The following is a 21,237-nucleotide window of genomic DNA, read 5'->3' on the forward strand; positions in this document are numbered from 1 at the left end:
GTGGGAGGGAATATGCCGGTCAGGGACGAGATCGAGGGTGCCTTGCGCGCCGGGTTTCAGGTGCAGCGGCTTGAAGTGACGGATGTGAGCGAAGCGCACCGGGGGCACGCGGGTTTCCGCGAAGGGGGGGAGACACATTTCGACGTTTCCATCACCGCACCCGAATTTGCAGGGATGAGCCGTCTGGCACGGCATCGCGCCGTTCATTCAGCACTCGGTCCAGATCTGATCGCCCGAATCCACGCACTCTCTTTGGATATCAGCTCTTAATTTCAGGGCTTTGGCGTGTCATCTTCATCCGTTTCAGCCGGAGTCGGATCGGCTTTTCCGGTAAGGCTGCGCGCGTGCGCAAGGATGCTGAGTGACGAGCCGATGCGGCTGTCGCTCTGGACGTCTTCAACGCCGTTGTCGGGCAACGGGTCGTTGGGCGTATCGGCTTCGGGGTCGGTCCCTTCCGGTGCCTCCGGGGCAGGAAGCAGCTCGGGTTGGAATGCATCGACATCGCCGTCACGCAGGCGGCGAAACACCAGGACATTGCGCCATTCGGTGGTAGATCCAGTCAGGCCGGACCGCTCGATCGAGGGCAGCGTCTCGGCGCGTTGATACTCCCAGCCGTACCCGGAAAGCCCGTTCATCAGTTCCTGAATCGCGTATGAAAACCGTGCTTCGGATCCGCGTATGCCTTTGCCCTTCAGGCCCTTGGTCGGAGCGGGAACAACCTTGTATTCATAGCGTGGCATGGGCTGGCTTTCGTGGTGTTGTTGCGCGGTTTTAGCGCGCAGAGCCGCAAAAGGGAACCTTCCGGCCCCCGGTCGCGTGCTCGCGTGCTATTTGTGCACAATGCCGATCTTTCGGCCCGCACGCTCAGGCTTGGGGTGGTCTTTCTGTGCCTCTTTCATGACCGACAGATTGTGCAGAATGTTCTGCGGCATCGGAGCCACCTTTGGCACCTCGCCGGATTGATCGACATGCAGCGTCAAGGCTTCGCCTGTCGCGGCCAGCCAGCCATCCTCGTGCCAAAGTTCCTGAAAAATGTGGAATCGCTTCGCGTCGAAATCGACAAGATGAAAGGTCGACGTCACGACATCGCCTTCGTGCAGTTCGCGCAGATAGCAGATGTGAAATTCGGCCACGTAGGTCGTGCAACGGGTCTCGTCGCGGTAATCGGGGCCGAAGCCCAGCGCCGGATAGGCCTGATCGGCGCATTTATCCATCAGCACAGAGTAGTAGGCCATGTTGAGGTGGCCGTTATAGTCGATCCATTCGGGAAGCACGGACATAGGAGCGGAGCGGAATTCGGTCATGAAGGCCTCTTGCATGCGGTTTGTTTGCGCGCAGGGTGCGGCAATCCTGCGCGGGATACAATCAGTGTCGGCGGGAAACAACTTGAACTAAAAGAGGCTTAAGGCATCGACGGCCTGTGGTTTATGGTCGGTTTCCCATTGGGCAAGCAGCGCCGCCCCTTGTCCTGTGAAATACTGCGTGTCTCGCACGCAAGTTTGCATACGGTCCAATCGGAAATGACGGATTGCGCGCCGCAGGGTGCACCGGGCGGCGAGCACAGTGCTGTCCGCATAGAAAACGAGGGCGAGTGGCCAGATGATGCGGGTGGTCACAGTGTCGGTGCCATCAGCGTAGGTGATTTTAAGCGCCTGTTCGGCCCGTATTGCGGCGCGGACCAGAGAGGCCGTCGGATCATTGGGCGTGCCCCAACTGGACGCCACAAGCTGTTGGGTACCCGGCGCGATTGTGCGTAGTTTCCGCGCTGCACTTCGGGCGGCTTTCCACAATCCGGGATCGCCTGTTCGCGCGATCATGGCAAGGCCGAGGGCCACGGCATCCGCCTCGGAGGTGTCAAGGTTGAGAGGCGGCAGATCGTAACCTGCGCGCATGATGTACCCGACGCCCGCCTCGCCCTGAACGGGGACTTGGCGTGCCTGCAAGATCGCCATGTCACGGTAGATCGTGCGGGGCGAGACTTCGAGTGCAACGGCGATTTCTGCTGCGCGGAGAGGGGATTTTGACTGACGCAGCATCTGGATGATCTCGAAGAAGCGGTCGGATTTCGGCATGGGCCCTCGCGTCATTACTAACAAGCTGTTGTCAGCAGGGTTGGAGTAGAAGGAGGGAGGTGTCAATTTAGGAGAGTGTCGTGGATTTGAACCAGATCAATGCAACATTGGAAACATGCGCGTTCGAAGCGGCGTGGATGGTGTGGGTGGAACTGGCGGAGCGTGATGATGCAAGAGTGCGCGAGGCGGTGACCGAAGCGGTTGGGCTGAGCTATGGAAACTATAAAGGGGTCTCGTTCGAAAGCGGGCCCGGCATGCAATTTTTCCAACCGATGGAAGGGTCGGTGATGGGGGACGCAGGGCGCACGGTAGAAATGCCTGTGCGGGTGCTGACGTTTTGCGTACCGCGTGATACGGCAACGCTGGCGCTTGCGGTGGAGGCGGTGCGCAACAGCCATTCCTATGAGGAGCCGGTGATTACCGTTCTGGAGGTGCTTGCTTGTCGCGCCGACGACAGGAGTCAGCGCGACAATCCTAACAGATGGTGGAACCGTGGGTTTTCGGAATAGCGGTTACTCCGCCAGCTTCTTGGCCACCAGTTCGTTGACCGCCTTGGGGTTGGCCTTGCCGCCGGTGGCTTTCATCACCTGACCGACGAACCAGCCGGCAAGTTTCGGGTTTTCGCGGGCCTTCGCAACCTGTTCGGGATTGGCGGCGATGATCTCATCCACGGCGGCTTCGATCGCGCCCGTATCGGTGACTTGCCTCAGGCCCTCGGTCTCGACGATCTCGGCAGGGTCCCGTCCGGTGGTATAGGTGATCTCGAACACATCTTTCGCGATCTTGCCTGAAATCGCGTCGGAGGCGATCAGGTCGATCACGCCGCCGAGTTGCGCAGGGCTGACGGGCGATCCCGAGATGTCTTTCTCGTCTTTCTTCAACCGGCCGAAAAGCTCATTGATGACCCAGTTCGCGGCGATTTTGCCGTCACGTCCCTGTGCCACTGCTTCGAAATAGTGGGCCGAATCCAGATCCGCTGTCAGTACGGATGCGTCGTAATCCGAAAGACCAAAATCACTGATAAACCGGGCCTTCTTGGCGTCGGGGAGCTCGGGCAAGCTGGCTTCGATCTCATCCACCCAGGCCTGTTCGATCTCCAGAGGCAGCAGATCGGGATCGGGGAAGTAGCGGTAGTCATGCGCTTCTTCCTTCGACCGCATGGAGCGGGTTTCCTGTTTGTCGGGATCGAACAGCCGCGTCTCCTGCGTAACCTCGCCGCCCGCCTCGACGATCGCGATCTGACGTTTGGCTTCGACTTCGATCGCTTGCTGGATAAAGCGCATGGAGTTCATGTTCTTGATCTCGCAGCGAGTGCCGAGATGGGAAAAATCGCCCGTCGCCTTGTATTTTTCGTACTGCCCCGGCGCGCAGATCGAGACGTTCACATCCGCGCGCATCGCACCCGATTGCATGTCGCCGTTGCAGGTGCCCAGATAGCGCAGGATCTGGCGTAGTTTTGCAAGATAGGCGGCGGCTTCTTCGGGGCCGCGAATGTCAGGGCGCGAGACAATTTCCATGAGCGCGACACCGGTCCGGTTGAGATCGACGAACGACATGTTGGGGTCCATGTCGTGAATGGATTTGCCCGCGTCCTGTTCGATGTGGATCCGTTCGACTCCAACAAGGCGCGCGGTACCGTCGCCCATCTCGACCAATACTTCGCCTTCGCCCACGATGGGGTGGTAGAGTTGAGAGATCTGATAGCCCTGCGGCAGATCGGGATAAAAGTAATTCTTGCGGTCGAAAGCGGAGAACAAATTGATCTTGGCCTTGAGGCCCAGACCGGTGCGCACGGCTTGCTCCACACAGAACTCGTTGATCACCGGCAACATGCCAGGCATCGCCGCATCGACAAACGCGACGTTGGAATTCGGCTCGGCGCCGAACCTGGTAGAGGCCCCCGAAAACAGCTTCGAGTTGGAAGAGACCTGCGCATGGACTTCCATGCCGATGACTAGCTCCCAATCTTGCTTGGCGCCGGCAATGGTGCGGACTTTGGGAGTGTCATAGTTGAGGTCGAGCATCGGAAGCGCCTTCTCTAGGTTGATTATCGTCGGTTTAGCGGGGGGGGATCACGGGAGCAAGAGGTGGCGAACCCTTCAGGCTCTGCTGCGTAGGCCGATCGGAGCCGTGCGTTAGACACGACAGGACTGTGCACGCGGCTGCGGTGCGGTGAAGGGGCCGTTCAAGTGCCGCATCAACAAAAGTGCCTCTTTCATTTTCAGAACATGCCTCGCGGTGGAAAAGGTCCCGCCATCAACCGTCATCGAGCCGTGCAGGGCTCGAAAAGCGGGATCGCCACCAAGCGAATGCCCTGTCTCGTCTCCGAGATACAGGCTCTCGCACGCGGCGCCCTCGGCCCACACAACGTGATGTTGTTCGAGCAATACGTGGACATATTTGATCCGCGAGGTCGGAACGATGCGTATGTCATGGTCGTTTACGCATGCTTTTGCGGGCACAAACACTTCGTCATGACCGAAATAATATTGCGCAAGCGGCGATTTTATCAACATGCGGTGTTGTTGCGACACGCGCAGGGGGGCGGAATTTCCGATTGTGCCGCGCTCGAATACAACTGGTGCATTCTTTCCGGTTGCCGAACAGAAGCGTTGGCCTGCCCAAAGAATTGCCAGATCGCCGCTGTCTTTGGTGGATACCAGATCGCCGGCCCGCAAGGTATCGACAGTTCTAGGTCCCAAGGGGGTTTTCAGGCGCGTCGCGGATGCGAAACAGATGTACCGGTGATCATAGGAGGCATCCATGTCTTCGGTGTAGAATTGCGGCTCCTTCGACGAGTTGAAGTTATTGTCGTACCATTCTTCGGCGTCAAAACCCGGAGTCCATATAATTTGGGCGGGTGCGCCGTTTTCATCGACCCCTTCGAACACGATGATACCGGTGCCGTTCCCGTCGGGTGACGGATCAGAACGGATAACTACGGCATCCGTCAACGCCTTGTTGCCGCCCTGTCCGCTCCAGGAAACATCGTAAACATCCCCAATTTCAAAGAGCCGCGGGTCCTCATCGCCTGCTTTCATGGTGATACGCAGGTTTACGGAGTCTTTAGGCGATCCGTCGAAGGTCGATGAGTTCGCAGTTGTACCGACGTTACCGCCCGTAGACACTGCAAATTCATTGTCCACTCCCTCGATTGTAAACGGCATCTCATCTTCCCCTTTTCCGTAGGGGTATCGGAACTGCCGGCTAAGATCGCGTTAAGCGGCCGTGGGTGTTGTCGTTCAAGTTCTAATGAACAGGTCCGCGAAATGCCTGAACGCGGACCCGGCTAAGGCGCTCTACCTGTCAAGCGGCCGAGCGCGGAGTATTATCCAATGACGTTATGCGCGGGGCCATAGGGAAAGCCGGTGATATTTTGCGGGCCCGTCTGATCCAGCACCACGATATCATGCTCACGGTATCCGCCTGCACCGGGCGTTCCCTGTGGCACCCAAAGCATCGGTTCCATAGACACGACCATGCCGGGTTCCAGCACGGTGTCGATGTCCTCGCGCAATTCCAGCCCCGCTTCACGACCGTAGTAGTGCGACAGGATGCCGAAAGAGTGTCCGTAGCCGAACGAGCGATACTGCAGCACGCCTTGCTGTGCCAGAAAACGGTTGATCTCGTCGCAGATCGCCGCACAGGTGATGCCGGGTTTGATCAGCGAAAGCCCCAGTTCATGCGCGGCGATGTTCGTTTGCCACAGCTTGAGGCTGGCGGGATCCGGATCGCCCAGAAAAAGGGTGCGTTCCAGTGCCGTATAATAGGCTGAAATCATCGGGAAGGTGTTGAGGCTGAGGATGTCGCCGGGCTCCAACATGCGGGTGGTAACCGGGTTGTGCGCGCCGTCCGTGTTGAGACCGGACTGGAACCAGACCCAAGTATCGCGCAACTCCGATAAGGGATGACTGCGCGCGATTTCACGTTCCATCGTATCGCGCCCCGCCATCGCCACATCGATTTCGCGGACGCCAGCGTGAATGGCATCGCGGATCGCTGCGCCACCCAGATCGGCAATGCGCGCGCCTTCGCGGATCAAGGCGATCTCGGCGGAAGATTTGATCAAGCGTGCCTGCATCGTAGCTGCGGCGACATCATTCACCGACGCCGGCTCAAGATACGTCTGCAACGCCTCATACATCGAAAGTGTCAGGTGATCCCCCTCCACGCCGAGACGCCGGCCCGTGCTGGCCAGGGAGGTAACAGCGCGCCAGTAGTTGTCGCGCTGCCAGTCGGTGTAGATCACATTATCACAATGGCTGCGCCGCCACGGTTGCCCGCCGTCGATATTCGCGCTGACCGTGGTGCAGGCATCATGCGTGACGACGCAACCATAGGGCCGACCGAACGCGCAATACAGGAAACCCGAATAATACGCGATATTGTGCATGGAGGTAAGAAGGACTGCGTCCAGGTCCATCCTCGCCATAATACCACGCAGCGCGGCGAGCCTGTCGTCGTATTCCGCCTGCGAAAACGGCAAGGCCGCCTTGTCGCCATTGTGGCTGGTGAAGGTTTGCGCGCGGTCAAAGGGGTTTTGCATGGTGCATCCTCGTCTTTAAAGCCGGGGTCTGCGTCATGCACAACCCGGAGATACATCCGGGCGTTCAGGACAATGCTGCGCGGTTGCGCAGATGATGTGGGTCTGGTTCCGCGCGACGCCATCGCACGGCACATCGCAGTCAGTTAGCGGATGACCTGGGCGCGGGTCAAGTGGCCATCGTCACAGCGCCCTTTTCGGTAAAAACGATGCGATTGCCCTGATCGATTTCATGGCGGAACAGACCGACGATGATGCGCATCGCGTCGTCATGGCCCGCACGGGCGAACCGCGCTGCCGAAGAGACCCTTAGATTGTTGACAAATCCCTGTGCGGCATGAGCCCAGATCATCGGGTGCAACTCGGTCAGGTGCTCTCGTACAATCCAGTCCGCGCAGTCGGCGATTTGCGCGCGGGTATAGTCGGCGGCGTCATTGCCGGAAAATGCCTGCCCCATCGTGTTGGCGCAGTAGGCCGCAAGCAGATTTGCGGTATGCGGTTCGGGCCGGCGGCGGACGATATCGCGCAGCCCCTCGATGAAGAACGGAAGATCGAGACGCGCGCAGGCTTCGTCATCGACCGAGATCGCGTCGAACATGACCCAGGCATAGCCACCGGCGCCCCAAACGTTCTGTGTGCGTGCGGCAGTACGGCGAGCCTCAAGTTCCAGACCGGGATAGGAGCCGTACCAGCGCGGCAGCATATGCGTGCCCAGCGTGCGATAGGGGGCGGTGTTGTGCGGATTGAGATCGATCAGAGCTTCGTAGCGGTCCGCCACCCGTTGCGCGCTGCTGCTGTTGCCACGCAACAGGCTACAGATGGTCTGTGCCAGCAGCGGCGACTGGCTGGCACGGGATTTGAAAGGCGAGATGATGTCGCGGGCGCGGGCGAAATGGGCCTCGAAGGCCTCGCGGTTGCGAGGCGCGATCTCGACATCCCATCCGATGCCGCGCCAGGCCCACGCAAGATCCATATGCGCCTGCGCGACGATGCAGGCGACTACATGGTTTCCCGAATGATCCGCGAGAACGTATTCAAGCGATTCGATCCCACGCAGCAAAGGGGCGTCGTGGTCGGGTTCGCGGTCGATCAATGCATGCTCCACCGCGAGAACGACGTCTGCGCGCGCGCCGAATGCCATCAACTCCGCCACCGGCATACCGCCCGGCGTCATTGATCGACGTTTGTCTGCGTGTGAAATCATCTCCGACAGTTCGTCCCATTTTTCTTGGCGCACCAACCGCAGCGCGCTGTTCTGATGGGCATCGCGCGTGCGTTCTTCGAGGGTCGGATCAGGGCAGGGGATCGACAACCGGTCGAGAACGGCAGGCGTGCGTAGAGGATTTTGCGCTGCTGCATCGAAAGGGAGTACCGGCTGCGCGCTTTGCTTGGGGGTGGACTTGGCCACGGCGGTGGGGCGGCGCTTGCGCTTGAGCGGGCGCAGAGGCTGAAGGGCCTGTGTCGAAGTGACCTGTGTTTGATCGCACAGCGGAGGTCGACCCGCTTTGCGTGTGATCCTGGCAATCAGGCTCGACATCAGATCCATAGAAGGGTCCTCCGGACAGGCGTTGGTGATGCCGGACAGAATGGCCGTGCATTGGGGCGCGATAATGGCGCGCAAGGGGAGATGATAAGAAGCCGTCGCAAGGCAGGTGGCGCGATTGCGTCAACAGACGTCCGATGCAGAGACAATGCGCGCGCGAAGACGGGATTGGCCTCCCGATGTGCACACTCTTGCCGATCGCGCGGACACGGCCGCTTGTCAGCCGGGGTATGTCCGGCTCATACTTAGGCGTATGAGACTGTATTTCATTCTGACGATCTGCGGATTGCTTCCCGCCATCTGCAACGCTGATGCATTAAAGGCCTATCGCCCGCCCGAGCGCGCTGTCCTGCTCGCGCCACCGGTTCCGTCGGATCCAGCGGTGGGTCCGTCGCTGCGCGTGACCGCCGTTCCGCCGTATGGCCAGGTGCGACCCTTCGCGCGGCCCACGCAGCTTCCGCGCACGCGTTGGCAGCACATGTCAGGGAACGCGCTCTGGACGCGCGCCGCGCTGTCGGCACTCAAGGATCATGGCAAACCGCTGGTCGACAGCGTGCCACGCGATATCGAGCACTGGTGTCCCGCGTATGCGCGCAACGGTGAAGCGCTTCGTCGGGCATTCTGGGTCGGGTACATGTCGGCGCTTGCAAGGCACGAAAGCACCTATAAGCCTTGGGCTGTCGGCGGCGGTGGAAAATGGTTCGGTTTGCTGCAAATTCTGCCTGCGACGGCACGGGGGTACAAATGTCGGGCGGGCAACGGCGAGGCGCTCAAGAACGGTGCGGCAAATCTGAGCTGTGCGGTGCGCATCATGGCGCATACGGTACCGCGAGACGGTGTCATCCACGGGCGCGACAGCCGGTGGCGCGGCGTGGCCGCAGATTGGGGGCCAATGCGCAGTTCGGGCAAACGTCGCGAGATCGCCGGCTGGCTGAAACGGCAGAATTACTGCAAGCTGCCCAATGACCTGCGTCCCAAGGTACGGCCGGCGGCGTGGACGAAAGCGCCGCCGCAGGGCGGCGCTGCCTCCGGCGGGGATACTTCCAGCCAAAAGAAATAGCCTTCGGGTTATCCCATCAACGAAAAGTGGTGTCGTTGAAACGCGATACCGGCGCGATCGGCGGCCTTTTCGATCGCGGCAGCGGAGGGCGTTGCGGGATAGGGGACCCGGATCTTGCGGCCTGACGGACGGACGACAGTGAGCCGGACAGACATGTCCAGCCGCGTGTCGAGACGCAGATGATCAATTTCGGATACGGCAATCTGCGCCCGCTGGCGGCCCGCGCGCCATACCAGTGTTTTGTCGTCGAGATGAAATGAGGCCACCGGATTGGTGATGAGGTCGTAAACCGCGGGCAGTGTGAACAGCCATAGCACCATTAGGACGAGCAGGGCCGCATCGATCAGGATGTAGGCCGCAAGAAGGGTTGCCCAGGACAGAAGAACGACAAATACGGTTGCGGGACATCTTCCGCGGTTTTCAAAGAAGAGTGGCAGTGTCATGCGGTGTGGAAGATGCGGGTCAGTGCGGTCCCGACATACGGGGGCATTTTGTGCGATTCGCCAGCTCCCGCCACGCCAAGTGCAGTAGGGCACGCGTTGGACCCGCAAAGATCAGGCCATAGAGCATCCAAGGCGTCTTCCGTCATCTGTCGTATATGCCTAGCCAGGCACTCGGCCGCACGCAGGAGGGTTAGGCGCGGCTTCATGCGGCTGCGATCCGGCTGAGCATTTCAGTGGTGTCGCGGCTGAGGTCCGGTACCGCGAGAATGCGCGTGACCTGTGTCTGGATCATGTTCTGCCGCGTCGTGTCGTAACGTTTCCACGTCTGGAAGGCCGAGCACATGCGCGCAGTCGTCTGCGGATTGACAGGATCGAGTTTTATCAGCCAATCGGCGAGCAGGCGGTAGCCGTCGCCCGAGGCGTGGTGAAAGCCTGCGTGGTGCATAACAAGACTCCCGAACACAGCGCGGAACCGGTTGGGATTTTTCCAGTTGAAATCGGGGTGGCGTGCCAGCGCGTCAGCGGTGGACGCGGCGGCGTCCGGTTTGGCTTCGATCACTTGCAGACCGAACCATTTATCCATGACGAGTCGATCGTGAGACCACTGGTTTTCGAATGCAGACAGCAGCGTTGCCCCGTTGCCTGCGCGGATGGCGCAGGCAAGCGCGCCGAGCTGTTGGGTCATGTTGTCTGCAGCGGCGAATTGCTTTGCCGCCTGTGATCCGCCGTCGCGCCGCGACAGCAACGAGAGCATGGCGCCAGACAGCGCCCGCGCGCCCGATTGTGCGGCATCCGGCGCATATGGCGCTGCGACCTGATGTGCGGTGTAGAGCGTTTCGAGTGCATCGCCGAAACGCGAGGCCTGCGCGTCGCGCATGGTTTCGACGGCAGTGTACAGCTTTGCGGGATCCGGCGTCTCGCCCGCTTCGCTGAGAGCGTTTGCCAGCTCGGACTGGCTTGGCAGTCCGAGCATCAGCGCGCGAAACGCGGGATCGAGGCTTTCGTCCGTGATCACGGCATGTAACCCGTCGAGATAGGCGGTATCGGGGTGCGCATCGCTGCGGATCATGGCGAGCAGCGCGCTGCGTGCGAGGCTACGGCCTGCCTCCCAGCGGTTGAAGGGATCGGTGTCGTGCGCGAGCAGATGTGCCCGCCCGGCGTTCGACGTGGCCTGTTCAAGCACCACCGGCGCGGAGAATCCGCGCAAGATGGAGGCTGTGGGCCGATTGCCGAGGCTGTGAAACGTGAAACTCTGGGTCGCCTGCGTCATTTCAAGCACGCGGGTCGGCGCGACCTCGCTACCGTCCGGACCGATCAGGCCGACGGCGATCGGGATCACCTGGGGCTTGGGGTCCGGCGTTGCGGTGCTGGGCGCGAGGCTTTGGGTAAACGTAAGCGTCAGGGTGCCGTCCTGCCAGTCTTCCGCCACCGCAAGACGCGGCGTCCCGGCCTGCGAATACCACAGCTTGAACTGCGACAGGTCGCGGCCTGTGGTATCTTCGAAGACTTTCAACCAATCCTCGATTGTCGCGGCATCGCCGTCGTGCCGGTCGAAATAAAGATCTAGCGCCTGGGCATAGGCCTCGTCGCCCACCAGGGTCTTGAGCATGCCGATGACCTCGGCGCCTTTTTCGTACACGGTGGCGGTGTAGAAGTTGTTGATTTCCTGAAAGCTTTCAGGGCGGACTGGATGCGCGAGCGGGCCTTGGTCCTCGGCAAACTGGCGCGCGCGCAAGTCGATCACATCCGAGATCCGTTTAACCGGTGCGGACCGCATGTCAGAGGTGAACTGGCTGTCGCGGAACACGGTCAACCCTTCCTTGAGGCACAGTTGGAACCAGTCGCGGCAGGTGATGCGGTTGCCGGTCCAGTTGTGAAAGTACTCGTGCGCGATAATCGCCTCGATCCGTTCGAAATTGCTGTCGGTCGAGGTTTCCTGCGATGCGAGCACGGCGGAGGAGTTGAAAATGTTCAACCCCTTGTTCTCCATCGCGCCCATGTTGAAATCATCGACCGCGACGATGTTGAACAGGTCGAGATCGTATTCGCGGCCATAGACGTCTTCGTCCCACTTCATCGACGCCTTCAGCGCCTGCATCCCGAAAGCGCATTTGCCCTCGTCGCCTGGGCGGACATAAAGGTTGAGATCGACGTCGCGGCCCGAACGGGTGGTGAAACTGTCGGAATGGGCGACGAGATCGCCGGCCACCAATGCAAAGAGATAGGCGGGTTTGGGCCAGGGATCGTGCCATTCGGCGCGGTTTTCTGCCACACTGATCGGGTTGCCGTTGGACAAAAGAACCGGGTGTGGACCCTCCACCGTGACGGTAAAGACGGCCATGACATCGGGACGGTCGGGATAATAGGTGATCTTGCGAAAACCCTCGGCCTCGCATTGCGTGCAGTACATGCCGTTCGACATATAGAGACCTTCGAGGGCAGTGTTGCCGGCGGGATCGATCTCGACCTCCGTCTCCCACAGAAACGCTTCTCCTGGAACATCGCAAGTCAGGCCTTGGGTGGTCACCGTGGGGGCTACATCCTTGCCGTTGATGCGGGCGCGGATCAGCTTGAGGTTTTCACCATGCAAAAAGAAATCCTGCGGCGGCGCGTCACGGTTCGGGGCAAAGGCGATGCGACTGCGCACCCGGGTTCTGTGGGGGTCCAGATCAAACACCAACGAGACGCTTTCAACCACCCAGCCGAACGGCGTGTAGTCGGAAAGGTAAACTGTCTGGGGCACCGCATCGCGCATCACAACATCCTTGATTATTGTATGGAGTTCCAGTTTTCGGGAACCATTCGTTTCATAGGGAAGTTAGGCTTACAACAGTTTGTCTGCAAGATTGGGCAAGCCCCTTGCGCGGAGGCATCATTCGCGTGCAATGAAAAGGAGAGTTACACATGTCCGCACCCGACACGAACGTAAAACGCCAGGAAAAGAGGCACAAGCCATCGCTATTCGGTGTGAAGGGGTCGCTGCTCGTCGTACTCGTGATCGTGATCTGCTTTGTGTTGTATAATGTATTCAAACCTGAGGAAGCAGGCCAGACCGTTACACAGGACACCGATACAGGCACGGTTGCGACCGATACTTACGCGCCGGGGACCAACAGTTCGGACACCGGAACCGATCCGGCATCGACCGCGCCCGCAGCCGATTGAAACAAACAGATATCGACCAGTTAGGCGCCCTACGGAAGGGCGCCTTTTTTGTGTCACGCAAGGGGAGAGGGCCAAAGCGTGCCGAAGCGGATAGAAAAATCAGTCCTGCCTTCCAGACCGTGCGTGACATGCGGGCGTCCATTTACGTGGCGAAAGAAATGGGCGACGGTTTGGGAAGACGTGCGTTACTGCTCGGAGAGGTGCAGAAGAACTCGACCGAAACAACGGTAAAACACAGAAATCCGCTGATTGGTAAGGTGGTTTTACCAGTGCGTCTTGCGATACCGCGAACTTGGCTCTAACGATACGGAAACACAATTTCCTATCGGAAACTTAGACAGGCCGCGGATTGGGAGCTGAACATGGACAGAGTGGATCGTAACGGACTTCAGGTGGATCGCCGGTTGGCGGAGTTTGTCGAGACCGAAGGGTTGGCTGGGTTGGACGTAACCGCCGATGCCTTCTGGAAAGGGCTTTCGGAGCTGATCCACGAGATGGGCCCCAAGAACCGTGATCTGCTGGCAAAACGCGCGGAATTTCAGCAAAAGATCGACACTTGGCACAGAGAGCGGCAGGGCCAGGAACATGATCCGCAGGCGTACCGCACGTTTCTGGTTGAGATCGGGTATCTGGTGGAAGAGGGCGCGCCGTTCGAGATCGATACCCAGAATGTCGATCCTGAGATCGCGCAGACGCCGGGGCCGCAATTGGTTGTACCGATCACGAACGCCCGCTTTGCGCTGAACGCGGCGAATGCGCGCTGGGGGTCGCTGTATGACGCGTTCTACGGTACCGATGCGCTGGGGGATCTGCCGAAAAGCGGGGGATATGACGCGGAACGCGGGGATCGCGTGGTGGCGCGCGCCAAGGCGTTTCTGGACGAAGCGGTGCCGTTGATGTCGGGCGCGCACGAACAGCTTGTCGGATACCGCGTGGTGGACGGTGCGCTGGAAGGGCTGATGCTTAACAGCTCTGATTGGCGGGGCGCTGCACGCACGCAGTCCGAAGTGCCGTCGACGGGTGAGGCGCCGCCGGTGGTTCACGGGATCGGACTTGCCGATCCCGCGCAATTCGCGGGCTTTGTCGGCGATGCGGATGCGCCTTCGGTTATTCTATTGAAGAACAACGGGTTGCACATCGAAGTTCATATCGATAGCACCCATGCCATCGGCGCGCATGACCCGGCGCATGTGTCGGATGTCATCATCGAATCTGCGATCAGCACCATCATGGATTGCGAAGACAGCGTCGCGGCGGTCGACGCCGAGGACAAGATAGTGGCCTACGGAAATTGGCTGGGCCTGATGAAGGGCGATCTTTGCGAGAGCTTCGAGAAAGATGGCGAGACCGTCACGCGCGAAATGGCGGCGGACCGTCACTATACTGCCCCCCACGGTAGCAGCACTTTCTCGCTCAAGGGACGCGCGCTGATGCTGGTGCGCAACGTCGGCCACCTGATGACCAACCCCGCGATCCTCGACAGAGAAGGCCATGAGGCCGGGGAGGGGTTGATGGACGCGATGATCACCACGTTGCTCGCGATGCACGACCTCAACCGCGAGGGCGGCAATTCGGTTACCGGTTCGGTCTACGTGGTCAAACCGAAGATGCACGGACCCGAGGAAGTCACCTTTAGTGACGCAATCTTTACCCATGTCGAAAACGTGCTGGGCCTGCCCGAAAATACCGTCAAGCTGGGCATCATGGACGAGGAACGACGCACGTCTGTCAACCTGATGGAGTGCATTCGCGCGGCCAAGTCGCGCGTGGCGTTCATCAACACCGGCTTTCTGGACCGGACGGGAGACGAAATCCATACCTCCATGGAGGCCGGCCCGATGGTGCCCAAGGGTGAGATGAAGTCCGCGCCGTGGATAGCCGCCTATGAAGACCGCAATGTCGATATCGGCCTTGCCTGCGGGCTGAAGGGCCGGGCGCAGATCGGCAAGGGAATGTGGGCGATGCCCGACCGGATGGAAGAGATGCTGGAGGTCAAGATCGCCCACCCCGAAGCGGGAGCGACCTGTGCATGGGTCCCATCGCCGACGGCGGCGACGTTGCACGCGATGCACTATCATCAGGTGGACGTTCTGGCGCGGCAGGACGAGATTGCGGCAGTTGGGCCGCGTGGCACCCTTGACGACCTGTTGACCCTCCCGCTGTTGCGGGGACGCAATCTGAGCGCGGAGGAAATCACCCGTGAAATCGAGAACAACGCTCAGGGCATCCTGGGCTACGTGGTGCGTTGGGTCGACCAAGGTGTCGGTTGTTCGAAGGTGCCCGATATCAACGACGTCGGCTTGATGGAGGATCGCGCGACCTGCCGGATTTCGGCGCAGGCGCTGGCCAACTGGCTGCATCACGGAATGATCAGCGACGCGCAGGTGATGGCTGCGTTGAAAAAGATGGCGGCGGTCGTGGACAGGCAGAACAAGGATGATCCGGCCTACCGTGCCATGGCACCTGATTTCGACGGGATCGCGTTCAGAGCGGCGTGTGATCTGGTAATGAAAGGGGCCGAGCAGCCGTCGGGCTATACAGAACCCGTGCTGCACGCCCGACGGCTGGAACTGAAAGCGGCGAACTGAGCCCTGATTGCGATAGGACGGGACCGAAGGGAGCTGCCCTTCAGACATCCCGGGATATCTGTGGCCAAAAGAAACAGGAAGTTTGGGAATGAATGTATCATTGAGAAAAGCCCGCACGGTGATCCGCAAGGCGTTGGAGAAGGGCAGCGAGATAGACTTGAAGCCGTTGTCGGTGGTTGTTCTTGATGCGGGAGGGCATGTCATTGCGTTCGAGCGTCAGGATGGCGCGGCACCGGGGCGTTTCGCGATCGCGCATGGCAAGGCCTACGGTGCCGTCATGCTGGGCATGGCCGGAACCGCACAGATGGCGCGGGCCGAGGCGCAGGCATATTTCATGATGTCGGTGAACGGTGCCTTCGGGGGACAAGTCATTCCGGTGCCGGGCGGGGTCTTGTTGCGGTCGCCCAAAGGAGAAGTCATCGGCGCGGTCGGTGTCACGGGCGACACGTCCGATAATGACACGACAGCGGCGATGGCCGGGATTGAAGCGGCGAACCTTATCGGTGAGATCTGAGGTGAGATTATGTGAATGCCGCATTATTAAGCGGCGCCAATCGCACGGGGCGCGGGCCTCTCTGCGTGCTTGAGCCTTTCGATCACCTTCGCTAGGGTTCCTCAAACGGTAAGCACCAGAAGGAAACGAGCATGACGCGCCCTGTCGTCGGTATCATGAGCAACAGCCACCTGATCAACGATCAGTACGAGGTCCACGGAGGCGGGCTGATGAATACGCGTGCGATCGCCGAGGTTTCGGGATGTGTGCCGCTCTTGGTGCCGAGCGATCCGACGGTTGTTTCCGTGACGGATCTGATGGAAAGCTGTGACGCCTTCCTGCTCACCGGGGGGCGTCCCAATGTGCACCCCGAAGAGTATGGCGAGGACGAGACCGAGGCCCACGGTACTTTTGACCGGGGGCGGGACGCGCTGGCGCTGAATCTGGTGCGGGCCTGTGTCGCCACGGGACAGCCGGTTTTGGGAATATGCCGAGGCTTTCAGGAGATCAACGTTGCGATGGGTGGATCCCTGTACCCGGAGATCCGCGACCTTCCTGGGCGGATGAACCACCGGATGCCGCCGGACGGTACGATCGCCGAAAAATTCGAACTGCGCCACGATGTGCGGTTTACCCCGGGCGGGGTCTTTCACCGCGTCATGGGGGCCGAGGTGGTCCGGACCAATACCTTGCACGGGCAGGGGATCAAGACGCCCGGCACGCGGATCGTAGTGGATGGCCACGCCGAAGACGGCACGCCCGAAGCGATCTACGTCGATGGTGCGCCGGGGTTCACGCTTGCCGTTCAGTGGCATCCTGAATACGAGGCGGCGAAAGACCCTGTTTCGCGCCCTCTGTTCGAAGCTTTCGGCGCGGCGGCCCGCGCCTGGGCATCCGGGGAGCGAACGGCAGCATTGCAGCAGGCGGGCTGACGGGCGCGATGCCGACGGGCGACTGTCCTTGCGCGGCAGCCGCCCGAACCAGCGGTCACATTTGGCCGCCGGCAATCTCGATGCTCTGGCCGTTGATGCTGTCGGAGCCGGGGCCGACCAGCCACGCGGCGGCGGCGGCGACTTCGTCGACGGTGATCAGCCGCTTGTGACGATTGGCCTTGACCATCATCTCACGCGCTTCGTCCTCGGATATTTTCGCGCGCTGGGAGATCGAGGCGGTGTTTCGGCTCACGATGGGGGTATCCACGTAACCCGGGCACAGTGAATTGAAGGTGTAGGGTTGGCCGATATATTCCTCGCTCAGCGCGCGGATGAGGCCGATCATGCCGTGCTTTGACGCAGTGTAACAGGCCGCACCCGGCAGACCCTTCAGCCCCGCCATGGATGAGATCGCGACCACGCGGCCCCAGTCGGTCTCGCGCATCGACTTGAGGCTTTCGCGTACGGTCATGAACGCACCGTCGAGATTGGTGGCCATCATATCACGCCAGAACGTCATATCGGTCTTGTGCGCTGCCTTGCCGGTGGCGATACCGGCGTTGGGGACGCAGATCTGAACGGGGCCGTTCGCCTTTACGGCCTGCGCGACCTTGGCCGTTACATCGTCTTCGTTGCGCACGTCCATGGCAAGCGGCGTCATGCCATCTGTTGCGACCTCCTCAAGCACGTCCTGTCGTCTGCCGGTGATTGTCACATGTGCACCCTTCTCGACCAGCATCTGTGCGATGGCCAGACCGATGCCGGTGCCGCCGCCGGTGATAAAGGCGTGTTTTCCTGTCAGTGTCATAATTCTCTCCGCTCGTTTCGCGCAGTATGTGGCGAGGGGAGCAGAATGAAAAGCGGTGGCTTTCGGTATCATGCGCGATGATGCAACGACAACGGTCTGCGGTGATTCTCCGGGTTCCGGTGTGAGATCCAATATTGCGCCCGCGATTGCGCTGACGAAAGAAAGTTTCGGGCAGGACGCGCCGCTGCGGGCACCGCAAAACTGGCGGGTAGGGGCAAAAAAGCGGCCAAGAAGCGCATCTATCGGCCAAGCGATGCTTGTTTGTCGGGAAACTGCGCGGTAGGTCAGTGTGATATCTGCGACACGCCAGTTTCGGCACCAACAAGAGTTTGGGAGATTTTGAGTGAAGATCGGGACACCTAAAGAGGTATTCGAGGGCGAACGCCGCGTGGCGATGACGCCGGAGAGTGCGGGGCAGCTGCAAAAGCTGGGACATGATTGTTTGATCGAAACCGGCGCAGGTGCGCTTTCGGGCTTTGACGATGCGGCCTATGAGGCGGCGGGTGTCACTGTCGTGAAAACGGCGGCGGCGCTTTGGAAAGAAGCCGACGTGATCGCCAAAGTCCGCGTGCCGAACGACACCGAGATGAAACGGTTGCGCGAGGAGCAGACCCTGATCTCGTTCTTCAGCCCCGTCGCCGACGAGACAAAGATGCAGGCTGCGGCCAAGAAGGGCGCGACCGTCGTTGCGATGGAAATGATCCCCCGCATCAGCCGCGCGCAAAAGATGGACGCGCTGTCGTCGATGGCCAATATCGCAGGCTACCGCGCGGTGATCGAGGCGGGCAACAACTTTGGCCGTTTCTTCACAGGTCAGATCACCGCCGCTGGCAAGGTGCCGCCGGCCAAGGTGCTGGTCGTCGGTGCCGGTGTGGCCGGTCTGGCTGCCATCGGTACATCGACGTCACTGGGCGCGATCACCTATGCGTTCGACGTGCGCCCCGAAGTGGCCGAGCAGGTCGAGAGCATGGGCGCGGAGTTCGTCTATCTCGATTTCGAGGAAGAGCAGCAGGACGGTTCCGCTTCCGGCGGTTATGCGTCTGTGTCCTCGCCTGAATTCCGTGAGGCGCAGTTGGCCAAGTTCCGCGAACTTGCGCCCGACATCGACATCGTGATCACCACGGCGCTGATCCCGAACCGCGAAGCGCCCGAACTCTGGACCGAAGATATGGTGAAGGCCATGAAACCGGGTTCCGTCATCGTCGATCTGGCGGCGGAAAAGGGCGGCAACTGCAAGCTCACCGTGCCGGACGAAAAGATCGTGACGGACAATGGCGTCACGATCATCGGCTACACGGATTTCCCCAGCCGGATGGGCACGCAGGCCTCGACGCTTTATGCGACCAACATCCGCCATCTTTTGACGGATCTGACACCGGAAAAAGACGGTGTGATCAATCACGACATGGACGACGACGTGATCCGGGGCGCGACCATCGCGCACGGCAAGGAAGTCACCTTCCCGCCGCCCCCGCCCAAGGTGGCCGCGATTGCGGCTGCACCGAAGAAGGAAAAGCCCAAGGAACTGACGACGGAAGAGAAGAAAGCGAACGAAATAGCGGCCTTCAAGGCGCAGACTAAAAGTCAGGTCACGCTGTTGGCTGTCGGTGGTGTGCTGCTGTTGGCGGTGGGACTGGTGGCGCCCGCAAGTTTCATGCAGCACTTCATTGTGTTCGTGCTTTCGGTATTTATCGGGTTCCAAGTCATTTGGGGCGTGGCGCACAGCCTGCACACGCCGTTGATGGCGGTGACCAACGCGATCTCCTCGATCATTGTCTTGGGCGCGCTGATGCAGATCGGCTCGGGCTCGTGGCTGGTGATCCTACTCGCTGCCCTGTCGGTCTTCATGTGCGGGATCAACATCTTCGGCGGCTTCCTCGTGACACGGCGCATGCTCGCCATGTTCCAGAAATCTTAAAGGAGCGGGGATCATGGAATTTGGTTTCACAACAGCGGCCTATGTGGTCGCAGCAGTCCTCTTTATCCTGTCGCTCGGCGGTCTGAGCGGACAGGAAAGCGCGAAACGCGCAGTATGGTACGGGATCGCGGGCATGGCGCTTGCCGTGGTGGCAACGCTGATCGGGCCCGGATCGGGCTATTGGCTCCTGTCAATCATCCTGATCTTGGGTGGCGGTGCCATCGGGTACCAGCTGGCCACTCGGGTGCAAATGACGCAGATGCCCGAACTTGTTGCGGCGATGCACAGCCTCGTGGGTCTGGCGGCGGTCTTCGTCGGTCTGATCGCCCATTTCGAGATCGGTCGGGTGGGCGGCTACCTCGTCGCCGGCGGAGACCCCAAGGATCTGGGTACCTTCGCATCACTGATCGCCAAGAAAGACGCGGTGGAAATCAACATTCTGCGTGTCGAGCTGTTTCTCGGGATCTTCATCGGCGCCGTGACCTTCACCGGTTCCGTCATCGCCTATGGCAAGCTTGCGGGCCGGGTCAGCTCGGCGGCGGAAAAACTGCCCGGTGGACATATCCTGAATGGTGCTGCGGCGGGGATCTCGTTGCTCACACTGATCTGGTACTTCAACACCGGTGGCTTCCTGCCCCTGTTCATCATGCTGCTGTGCGCGCTGTTCATCGGCTATCACCTGATCATGGGCATCGGCGGCGCGGACATGCCCGTGGTCGTCTCCATGCTCAACAGCTACTCGGGCTGGGCGGCGGCTGCGATCGGCTTCTCGCTCGGTAACGATCTGCTGATCGTGGTGGGCGCGCTCGTCGGCTCGTCCGGTGCCATCCTGTCCTACATCATGTGCAAGGCGATGAACCGGTCGTTCATCAGCGTGATCCTGGGCGGCTTTGGCGGACCCGCGGGCGAGCAGATGGCCGTCGAGGGCGAACAGGTCGCCATCGAAGCGGACGGTGTCGCACAAGCACTCAACGAGGCCGACAGCATCATCATCATTCCGGGTTACGGCATGGCGGTGGCGCAGGCGCAGCAGGCGGTGTCGGAACTGGTCAAGAAACTGCGTGCGAAGGGCAAGAACGTGCGCTTTGCTATTCACCCCGTTGCGGGGCGTCTGCCGGGCCACATGAACGTGCTGCTGGCGGAGGCGAAGGTGCCCTATGACATCGTGATGGAGATGGACGAGATCAACGACGATTTCCCGTCAACTGACGTCGCTATCGTGATCGGCTCGAACGACATCGTGAACCCTGCGGCACAGGACGATCCAAACAGTCCCATCGCCGGCATGCCGGTGCTGGAATGCTGGAAGGCCAAGACCGTGTTCGTTTCGAAGCGCGGGCAGGGCACCGGATACTCGGGCATCGAGAATCCGCTGTTCTTCAAGGAGAACACGCGCATGTTCTACGGAGACGCGAAAGCCTCGTTGGACAAGCTGCTGCCTTTGATCGAGTGATACCGGCCCGACCGGTAAGCGTTCCGGTCGATGGAAGAAATACAAGCGCCCCGCCAGAAATGGTGGGGCGTTTGGGGTTTTGGGACATAGATGCTGGGAAACAATTTGTTTCCCAGCTAGCTTCTTTAGAACGGATTTCTCTCTATCATGCTACCGGCAGTCGCAGGCGGTGGACCATTTATTGATAATCGCCGCGGCATGCTGTGGTCTAGTTCATGA

At 60.3% G+C, this 21,237-nt stretch carries 20 protein-coding genes; 10 read left to right on the plus strand and 10 right to left on the minus strand.

Annotated elements, in window-relative coordinates:
- Positions 1 to 12: 12 nt before the first annotated feature.
- Positions 13 to 270 (plus strand): BolA family protein, encoded by a 258-nt coding sequence (locus Q1A06_RS01380; protein WP_299557887.1) that lies wholly within the window; start codon positions 13 to 15, stop codon positions 268 to 270.
- A gap of 2 nt (positions 271 to 272) precedes the next feature.
- On the opposite strand, the gene Q1A06_RS01385 is transcribed toward Q1A06_RS01380, so the two are convergent.
- From Q1A06_RS01385 to Q1A06_RS01395, 3 genes are all read right to left on the minus strand, one after another.
- The gene (locus Q1A06_RS01385) at positions 273 to 740 is read right to left on the minus strand and encodes a hypothetical protein (RefSeq protein WP_299557889.1); all 468 of its coding nucleotides are present in this window, start codon (positions 738 to 740) and stop codon (positions 273 to 275) included.
- A gap of 87 nt (positions 741 to 827) precedes the next feature.
- Positions 828 to 1,304: a thioesterase family protein gene (locus Q1A06_RS01390; protein ID WP_299557891.1), complete on the minus strand. Its 477-nt coding sequence runs from the start codon at positions 1,302 to 1,304 to the stop codon at positions 828 to 830.
- 87 nt (positions 1,305 to 1,391) lie between these two features.
- Positions 1,392 to 2,072: a YafY family protein gene (locus Q1A06_RS01395; protein ID WP_299557893.1), complete on the minus strand. Its 681-nt coding sequence runs from the start codon at positions 2,070 to 2,072 to the stop codon at positions 1,392 to 1,394.
- An 80-nt stretch (positions 2,073 to 2,152) separates the two neighbouring features.
- On the opposite strand from Q1A06_RS01395, the gene Q1A06_RS01400 reads away from it, so the two are divergent.
- Complete coding sequence (locus tag Q1A06_RS01400; RefSeq protein ID WP_299557895.1) at positions 2,153 to 2,581, plus strand: hypothetical protein; 429 nt, start codon at positions 2,153 to 2,155, stop codon at positions 2,579 to 2,581.
- Between the two features lie 3 nt (positions 2,582 to 2,584).
- Here Q1A06_RS01400 and gatB read toward each other — a convergent pair whose 3' ends face one another.
- The 4 genes from gatB to Q1A06_RS01420 all read right to left on the minus strand — a co-directional run bounded on the left by gatB (position 2,585) and on the right by Q1A06_RS01420 (position 8,161).
- Positions 2,585 to 4,096 (minus strand): Asp-tRNA(Asn)/Glu-tRNA(Gln) amidotransferase subunit GatB, encoded by a 1,512-nt coding sequence (gene gatB / locus Q1A06_RS01405; RefSeq protein ID WP_299557897.1) that lies wholly within the window; start codon positions 4,094 to 4,096, stop codon positions 2,585 to 2,587.
- A 111-nt stretch (positions 4,097 to 4,207) separates the two neighbouring features.
- A complete protein-coding gene (locus tag Q1A06_RS01410; RefSeq protein ID WP_299557899.1) occupies positions 4,208 to 5,239 on the minus strand; it encodes a Hint domain-containing protein in 1,032 nt (343 codons plus the stop codon).
- A 161-nt stretch (positions 5,240 to 5,400) separates the two neighbouring features.
- A complete protein-coding gene (locus Q1A06_RS01415) occupies positions 5,401 to 6,618 on the minus strand; it encodes an aminopeptidase P family protein (RefSeq protein WP_299557901.1) in 1,218 nt (405 codons plus the stop codon).
- Between the two features lie 166 nt (positions 6,619 to 6,784).
- Complete coding sequence (locus tag Q1A06_RS01420; RefSeq protein WP_299557903.1) at positions 6,785 to 8,161, minus strand: hypothetical protein; 1,377 nt, start codon at positions 8,159 to 8,161, stop codon at positions 6,785 to 6,787.
- Between the two features lie 250 nt (positions 8,162 to 8,411).
- Here Q1A06_RS01420 and Q1A06_RS01425 point away from each other — a divergent pair, with 250 nt between their 5' ends.
- Complete coding sequence (locus Q1A06_RS01425; RefSeq protein WP_299557905.1) at positions 8,412 to 9,218, plus strand: transglycosylase SLT domain-containing protein; 807 nt, start codon at positions 8,412 to 8,414, stop codon at positions 9,216 to 9,218.
- 8 nt (positions 9,219 to 9,226) lie between these two features.
- Here Q1A06_RS01425 and Q1A06_RS01430 read toward each other — a convergent pair whose 3' ends face one another.
- Complete coding sequence (locus tag Q1A06_RS01430; RefSeq protein ID WP_299557907.1) at positions 9,227 to 9,661, minus strand: hypothetical protein; 435 nt, start codon at positions 9,659 to 9,661, stop codon at positions 9,227 to 9,229.
- A gap of 202 nt (positions 9,662 to 9,863) precedes the next feature.
- Positions 9,864 to 12,416: an aminopeptidase N gene (gene pepN / locus Q1A06_RS01435; protein ID WP_299557909.1), complete on the minus strand. Its 2,553-nt coding sequence runs from the start codon at positions 12,414 to 12,416 to the stop codon at positions 9,864 to 9,866.
- 149 nt (positions 12,417 to 12,565) lie between these two features.
- Between pepN and Q1A06_RS01440 the strand changes: the two genes are divergently transcribed.
- The 5 genes from Q1A06_RS01440 (at position 12,566) to Q1A06_RS01460 (ending at position 16,839) form a co-directional block, all read left to right on the plus strand.
- Entirely contained in the window at positions 12,566 to 12,826 is a 261-nt protein-coding gene (locus Q1A06_RS01440; protein WP_299557911.1) for a hypothetical protein, read from the plus strand.
- 123 nt (positions 12,827 to 12,949) lie between these two features.
- On the plus strand, positions 12,950 to 13,057 hold the full coding sequence (locus tag Q1A06_RS01445) for a DUF2256 domain-containing protein (RefSeq protein ID WP_366523487.1): 108 nt from the start codon (positions 12,950 to 12,952) through the stop codon (positions 13,055 to 13,057).
- 131 nt (positions 13,058 to 13,188) lie between these two features.
- Complete coding sequence (locus Q1A06_RS01450) at positions 13,189 to 15,414, plus strand: malate synthase G (protein WP_299557914.1); 2,226 nt, start codon at positions 13,189 to 13,191, stop codon at positions 15,412 to 15,414.
- A gap of 88 nt (positions 15,415 to 15,502) precedes the next feature.
- Positions 15,503 to 15,928 (plus strand): heme-binding protein, encoded by a 426-nt coding sequence (locus tag Q1A06_RS01455; RefSeq protein ID WP_299557916.1) that lies wholly within the window; start codon positions 15,503 to 15,505, stop codon positions 15,926 to 15,928.
- Positions 15,929 to 16,059: 131 nt separating this feature from the next.
- The gene (locus Q1A06_RS01460; protein ID WP_299557938.1) at positions 16,060 to 16,839 is read left to right on the plus strand and encodes a gamma-glutamyl-gamma-aminobutyrate hydrolase family protein; all 780 of its coding nucleotides are present in this window, start codon (positions 16,060 to 16,062) and stop codon (positions 16,837 to 16,839) included.
- 55 nt (positions 16,840 to 16,894) lie between these two features.
- On the opposite strand, the gene Q1A06_RS01465 is transcribed toward Q1A06_RS01460, so the two are convergent.
- Positions 16,895 to 17,647 carry an SDR family oxidoreductase gene (locus Q1A06_RS01465; protein ID WP_299557940.1) on the minus strand — a complete coding sequence of 251 codons (753 nt, stop codon included), beginning with the start codon at positions 17,645 to 17,647 and terminating at the stop codon, positions 16,895 to 16,897.
- Positions 17,648 to 17,990: 343 nt separating this feature from the next.
- Between Q1A06_RS01465 and Q1A06_RS01470 the strand changes: the two genes are divergently transcribed.
- Positions 17,991 to 19,565: a Re/Si-specific NAD(P)(+) transhydrogenase subunit alpha gene (locus tag Q1A06_RS01470; RefSeq protein ID WP_299557942.1), complete on the plus strand. Its 1,575-nt coding sequence runs from the start codon at positions 17,991 to 17,993 to the stop codon at positions 19,563 to 19,565.
- 13 nt (positions 19,566 to 19,578) lie between these two features.
- On the plus strand, positions 19,579 to 21,018 hold the full coding sequence (locus Q1A06_RS01475) for an NAD(P)(+) transhydrogenase (Re/Si-specific) subunit beta (RefSeq protein WP_299557944.1): 1,440 nt from the start codon (positions 19,579 to 19,581) through the stop codon (positions 21,016 to 21,018).
- Positions 21,019 to 21,237 lie beyond the last annotated feature (219 nt).

It is taken from the genome of uncultured Sulfitobacter sp., assembly GCF_947497275.1.
Classification (GTDB): Bacteria; Pseudomonadota; Alphaproteobacteria; order Rhodobacterales; family Rhodobacteraceae; genus Sulfitobacter.

Coding starts and splice junctions, on each gene's coding strand:
- Q1A06_RS01430 (WP_299557907.1), bottom strand. CDS start 9,661: ATGACACTGCCACTCTTCTTTGAAAACCGCGGAAGATGTCCCGCAACC.
- gatB (WP_299557897.1), bottom strand. CDS start 4,096: ATGCTCGACCTCAACTATGACACTCCCAAAGTCCGCACCATTGCCGGC.
- Q1A06_RS01455 (WP_299557916.1), top strand. CDS start 15,503: ATGAATGTATCATTGAGAAAAGCCCGCACGGTGATCCGCAAGGCGTTG.
- Q1A06_RS01395 (WP_299557893.1), bottom strand. CDS start 2,072: ATGCCGAAATCCGACCGCTTCTTCGAGATCATCCAGATGCTGCGTCAG.
- Q1A06_RS01465 (WP_299557940.1), bottom strand. CDS start 17,647: ATGACACTGACAGGAAAACACGCCTTTATCACCGGCGGCGGCACCGGC.
- Q1A06_RS01385 (WP_299557889.1), bottom strand. CDS start 740: ATGCCACGCTATGAATACAAGGTTGTTCCCGCTCCGACCAAGGGCCTG.
- pepN (WP_299557909.1), bottom strand. CDS start 12,416: ATGCGCGATGCGGTGCCCCAGACAGTTTACCTTTCCGACTACACGCCG.
- Q1A06_RS01380 (WP_299557887.1), top strand. CDS start 13: ATGCCGGTCAGGGACGAGATCGAGGGTGCCTTGCGCGCCGGGTTTCAG.
- Q1A06_RS01440 (WP_299557911.1), top strand. CDS start 12,566: ATGTCCGCACCCGACACGAACGTAAAACGCCAGGAAAAGAGGCACAAG.
- Q1A06_RS01425 (WP_299557905.1), top strand. CDS start 8,412: ATGAGACTGTATTTCATTCTGACGATCTGCGGATTGCTTCCCGCCATC.
- Q1A06_RS01475 (WP_299557944.1), top strand. CDS start 19,579: ATGGAATTTGGTTTCACAACAGCGGCCTATGTGGTCGCAGCAGTCCTC.
- Q1A06_RS01450 (WP_299557914.1), top strand. CDS start 13,189: ATGGACAGAGTGGATCGTAACGGACTTCAGGTGGATCGCCGGTTGGCG.
- Q1A06_RS01390 (WP_299557891.1), bottom strand. CDS start 1,304: ATGACCGAATTCCGCTCCGCTCCTATGTCCGTGCTTCCCGAATGGATC.
- Q1A06_RS01415 (WP_299557901.1), bottom strand. CDS start 6,618: ATGCAAAACCCCTTTGACCGCGCGCAAACCTTCACCAGCCACAATGGC.
- Q1A06_RS01410 (WP_299557899.1), bottom strand. CDS start 5,239: ATGCCGTTTACAATCGAGGGAGTGGACAATGAATTTGCAGTGTCTACG.
- Q1A06_RS01460 (WP_299557938.1), top strand. CDS start 16,060: ATGACGCGCCCTGTCGTCGGTATCATGAGCAACAGCCACCTGATCAAC.
- Q1A06_RS01420 (WP_299557903.1), bottom strand. CDS start 8,161: ATGGATCTGATGTCGAGCCTGATTGCCAGGATCACACGCAAAGCGGGT.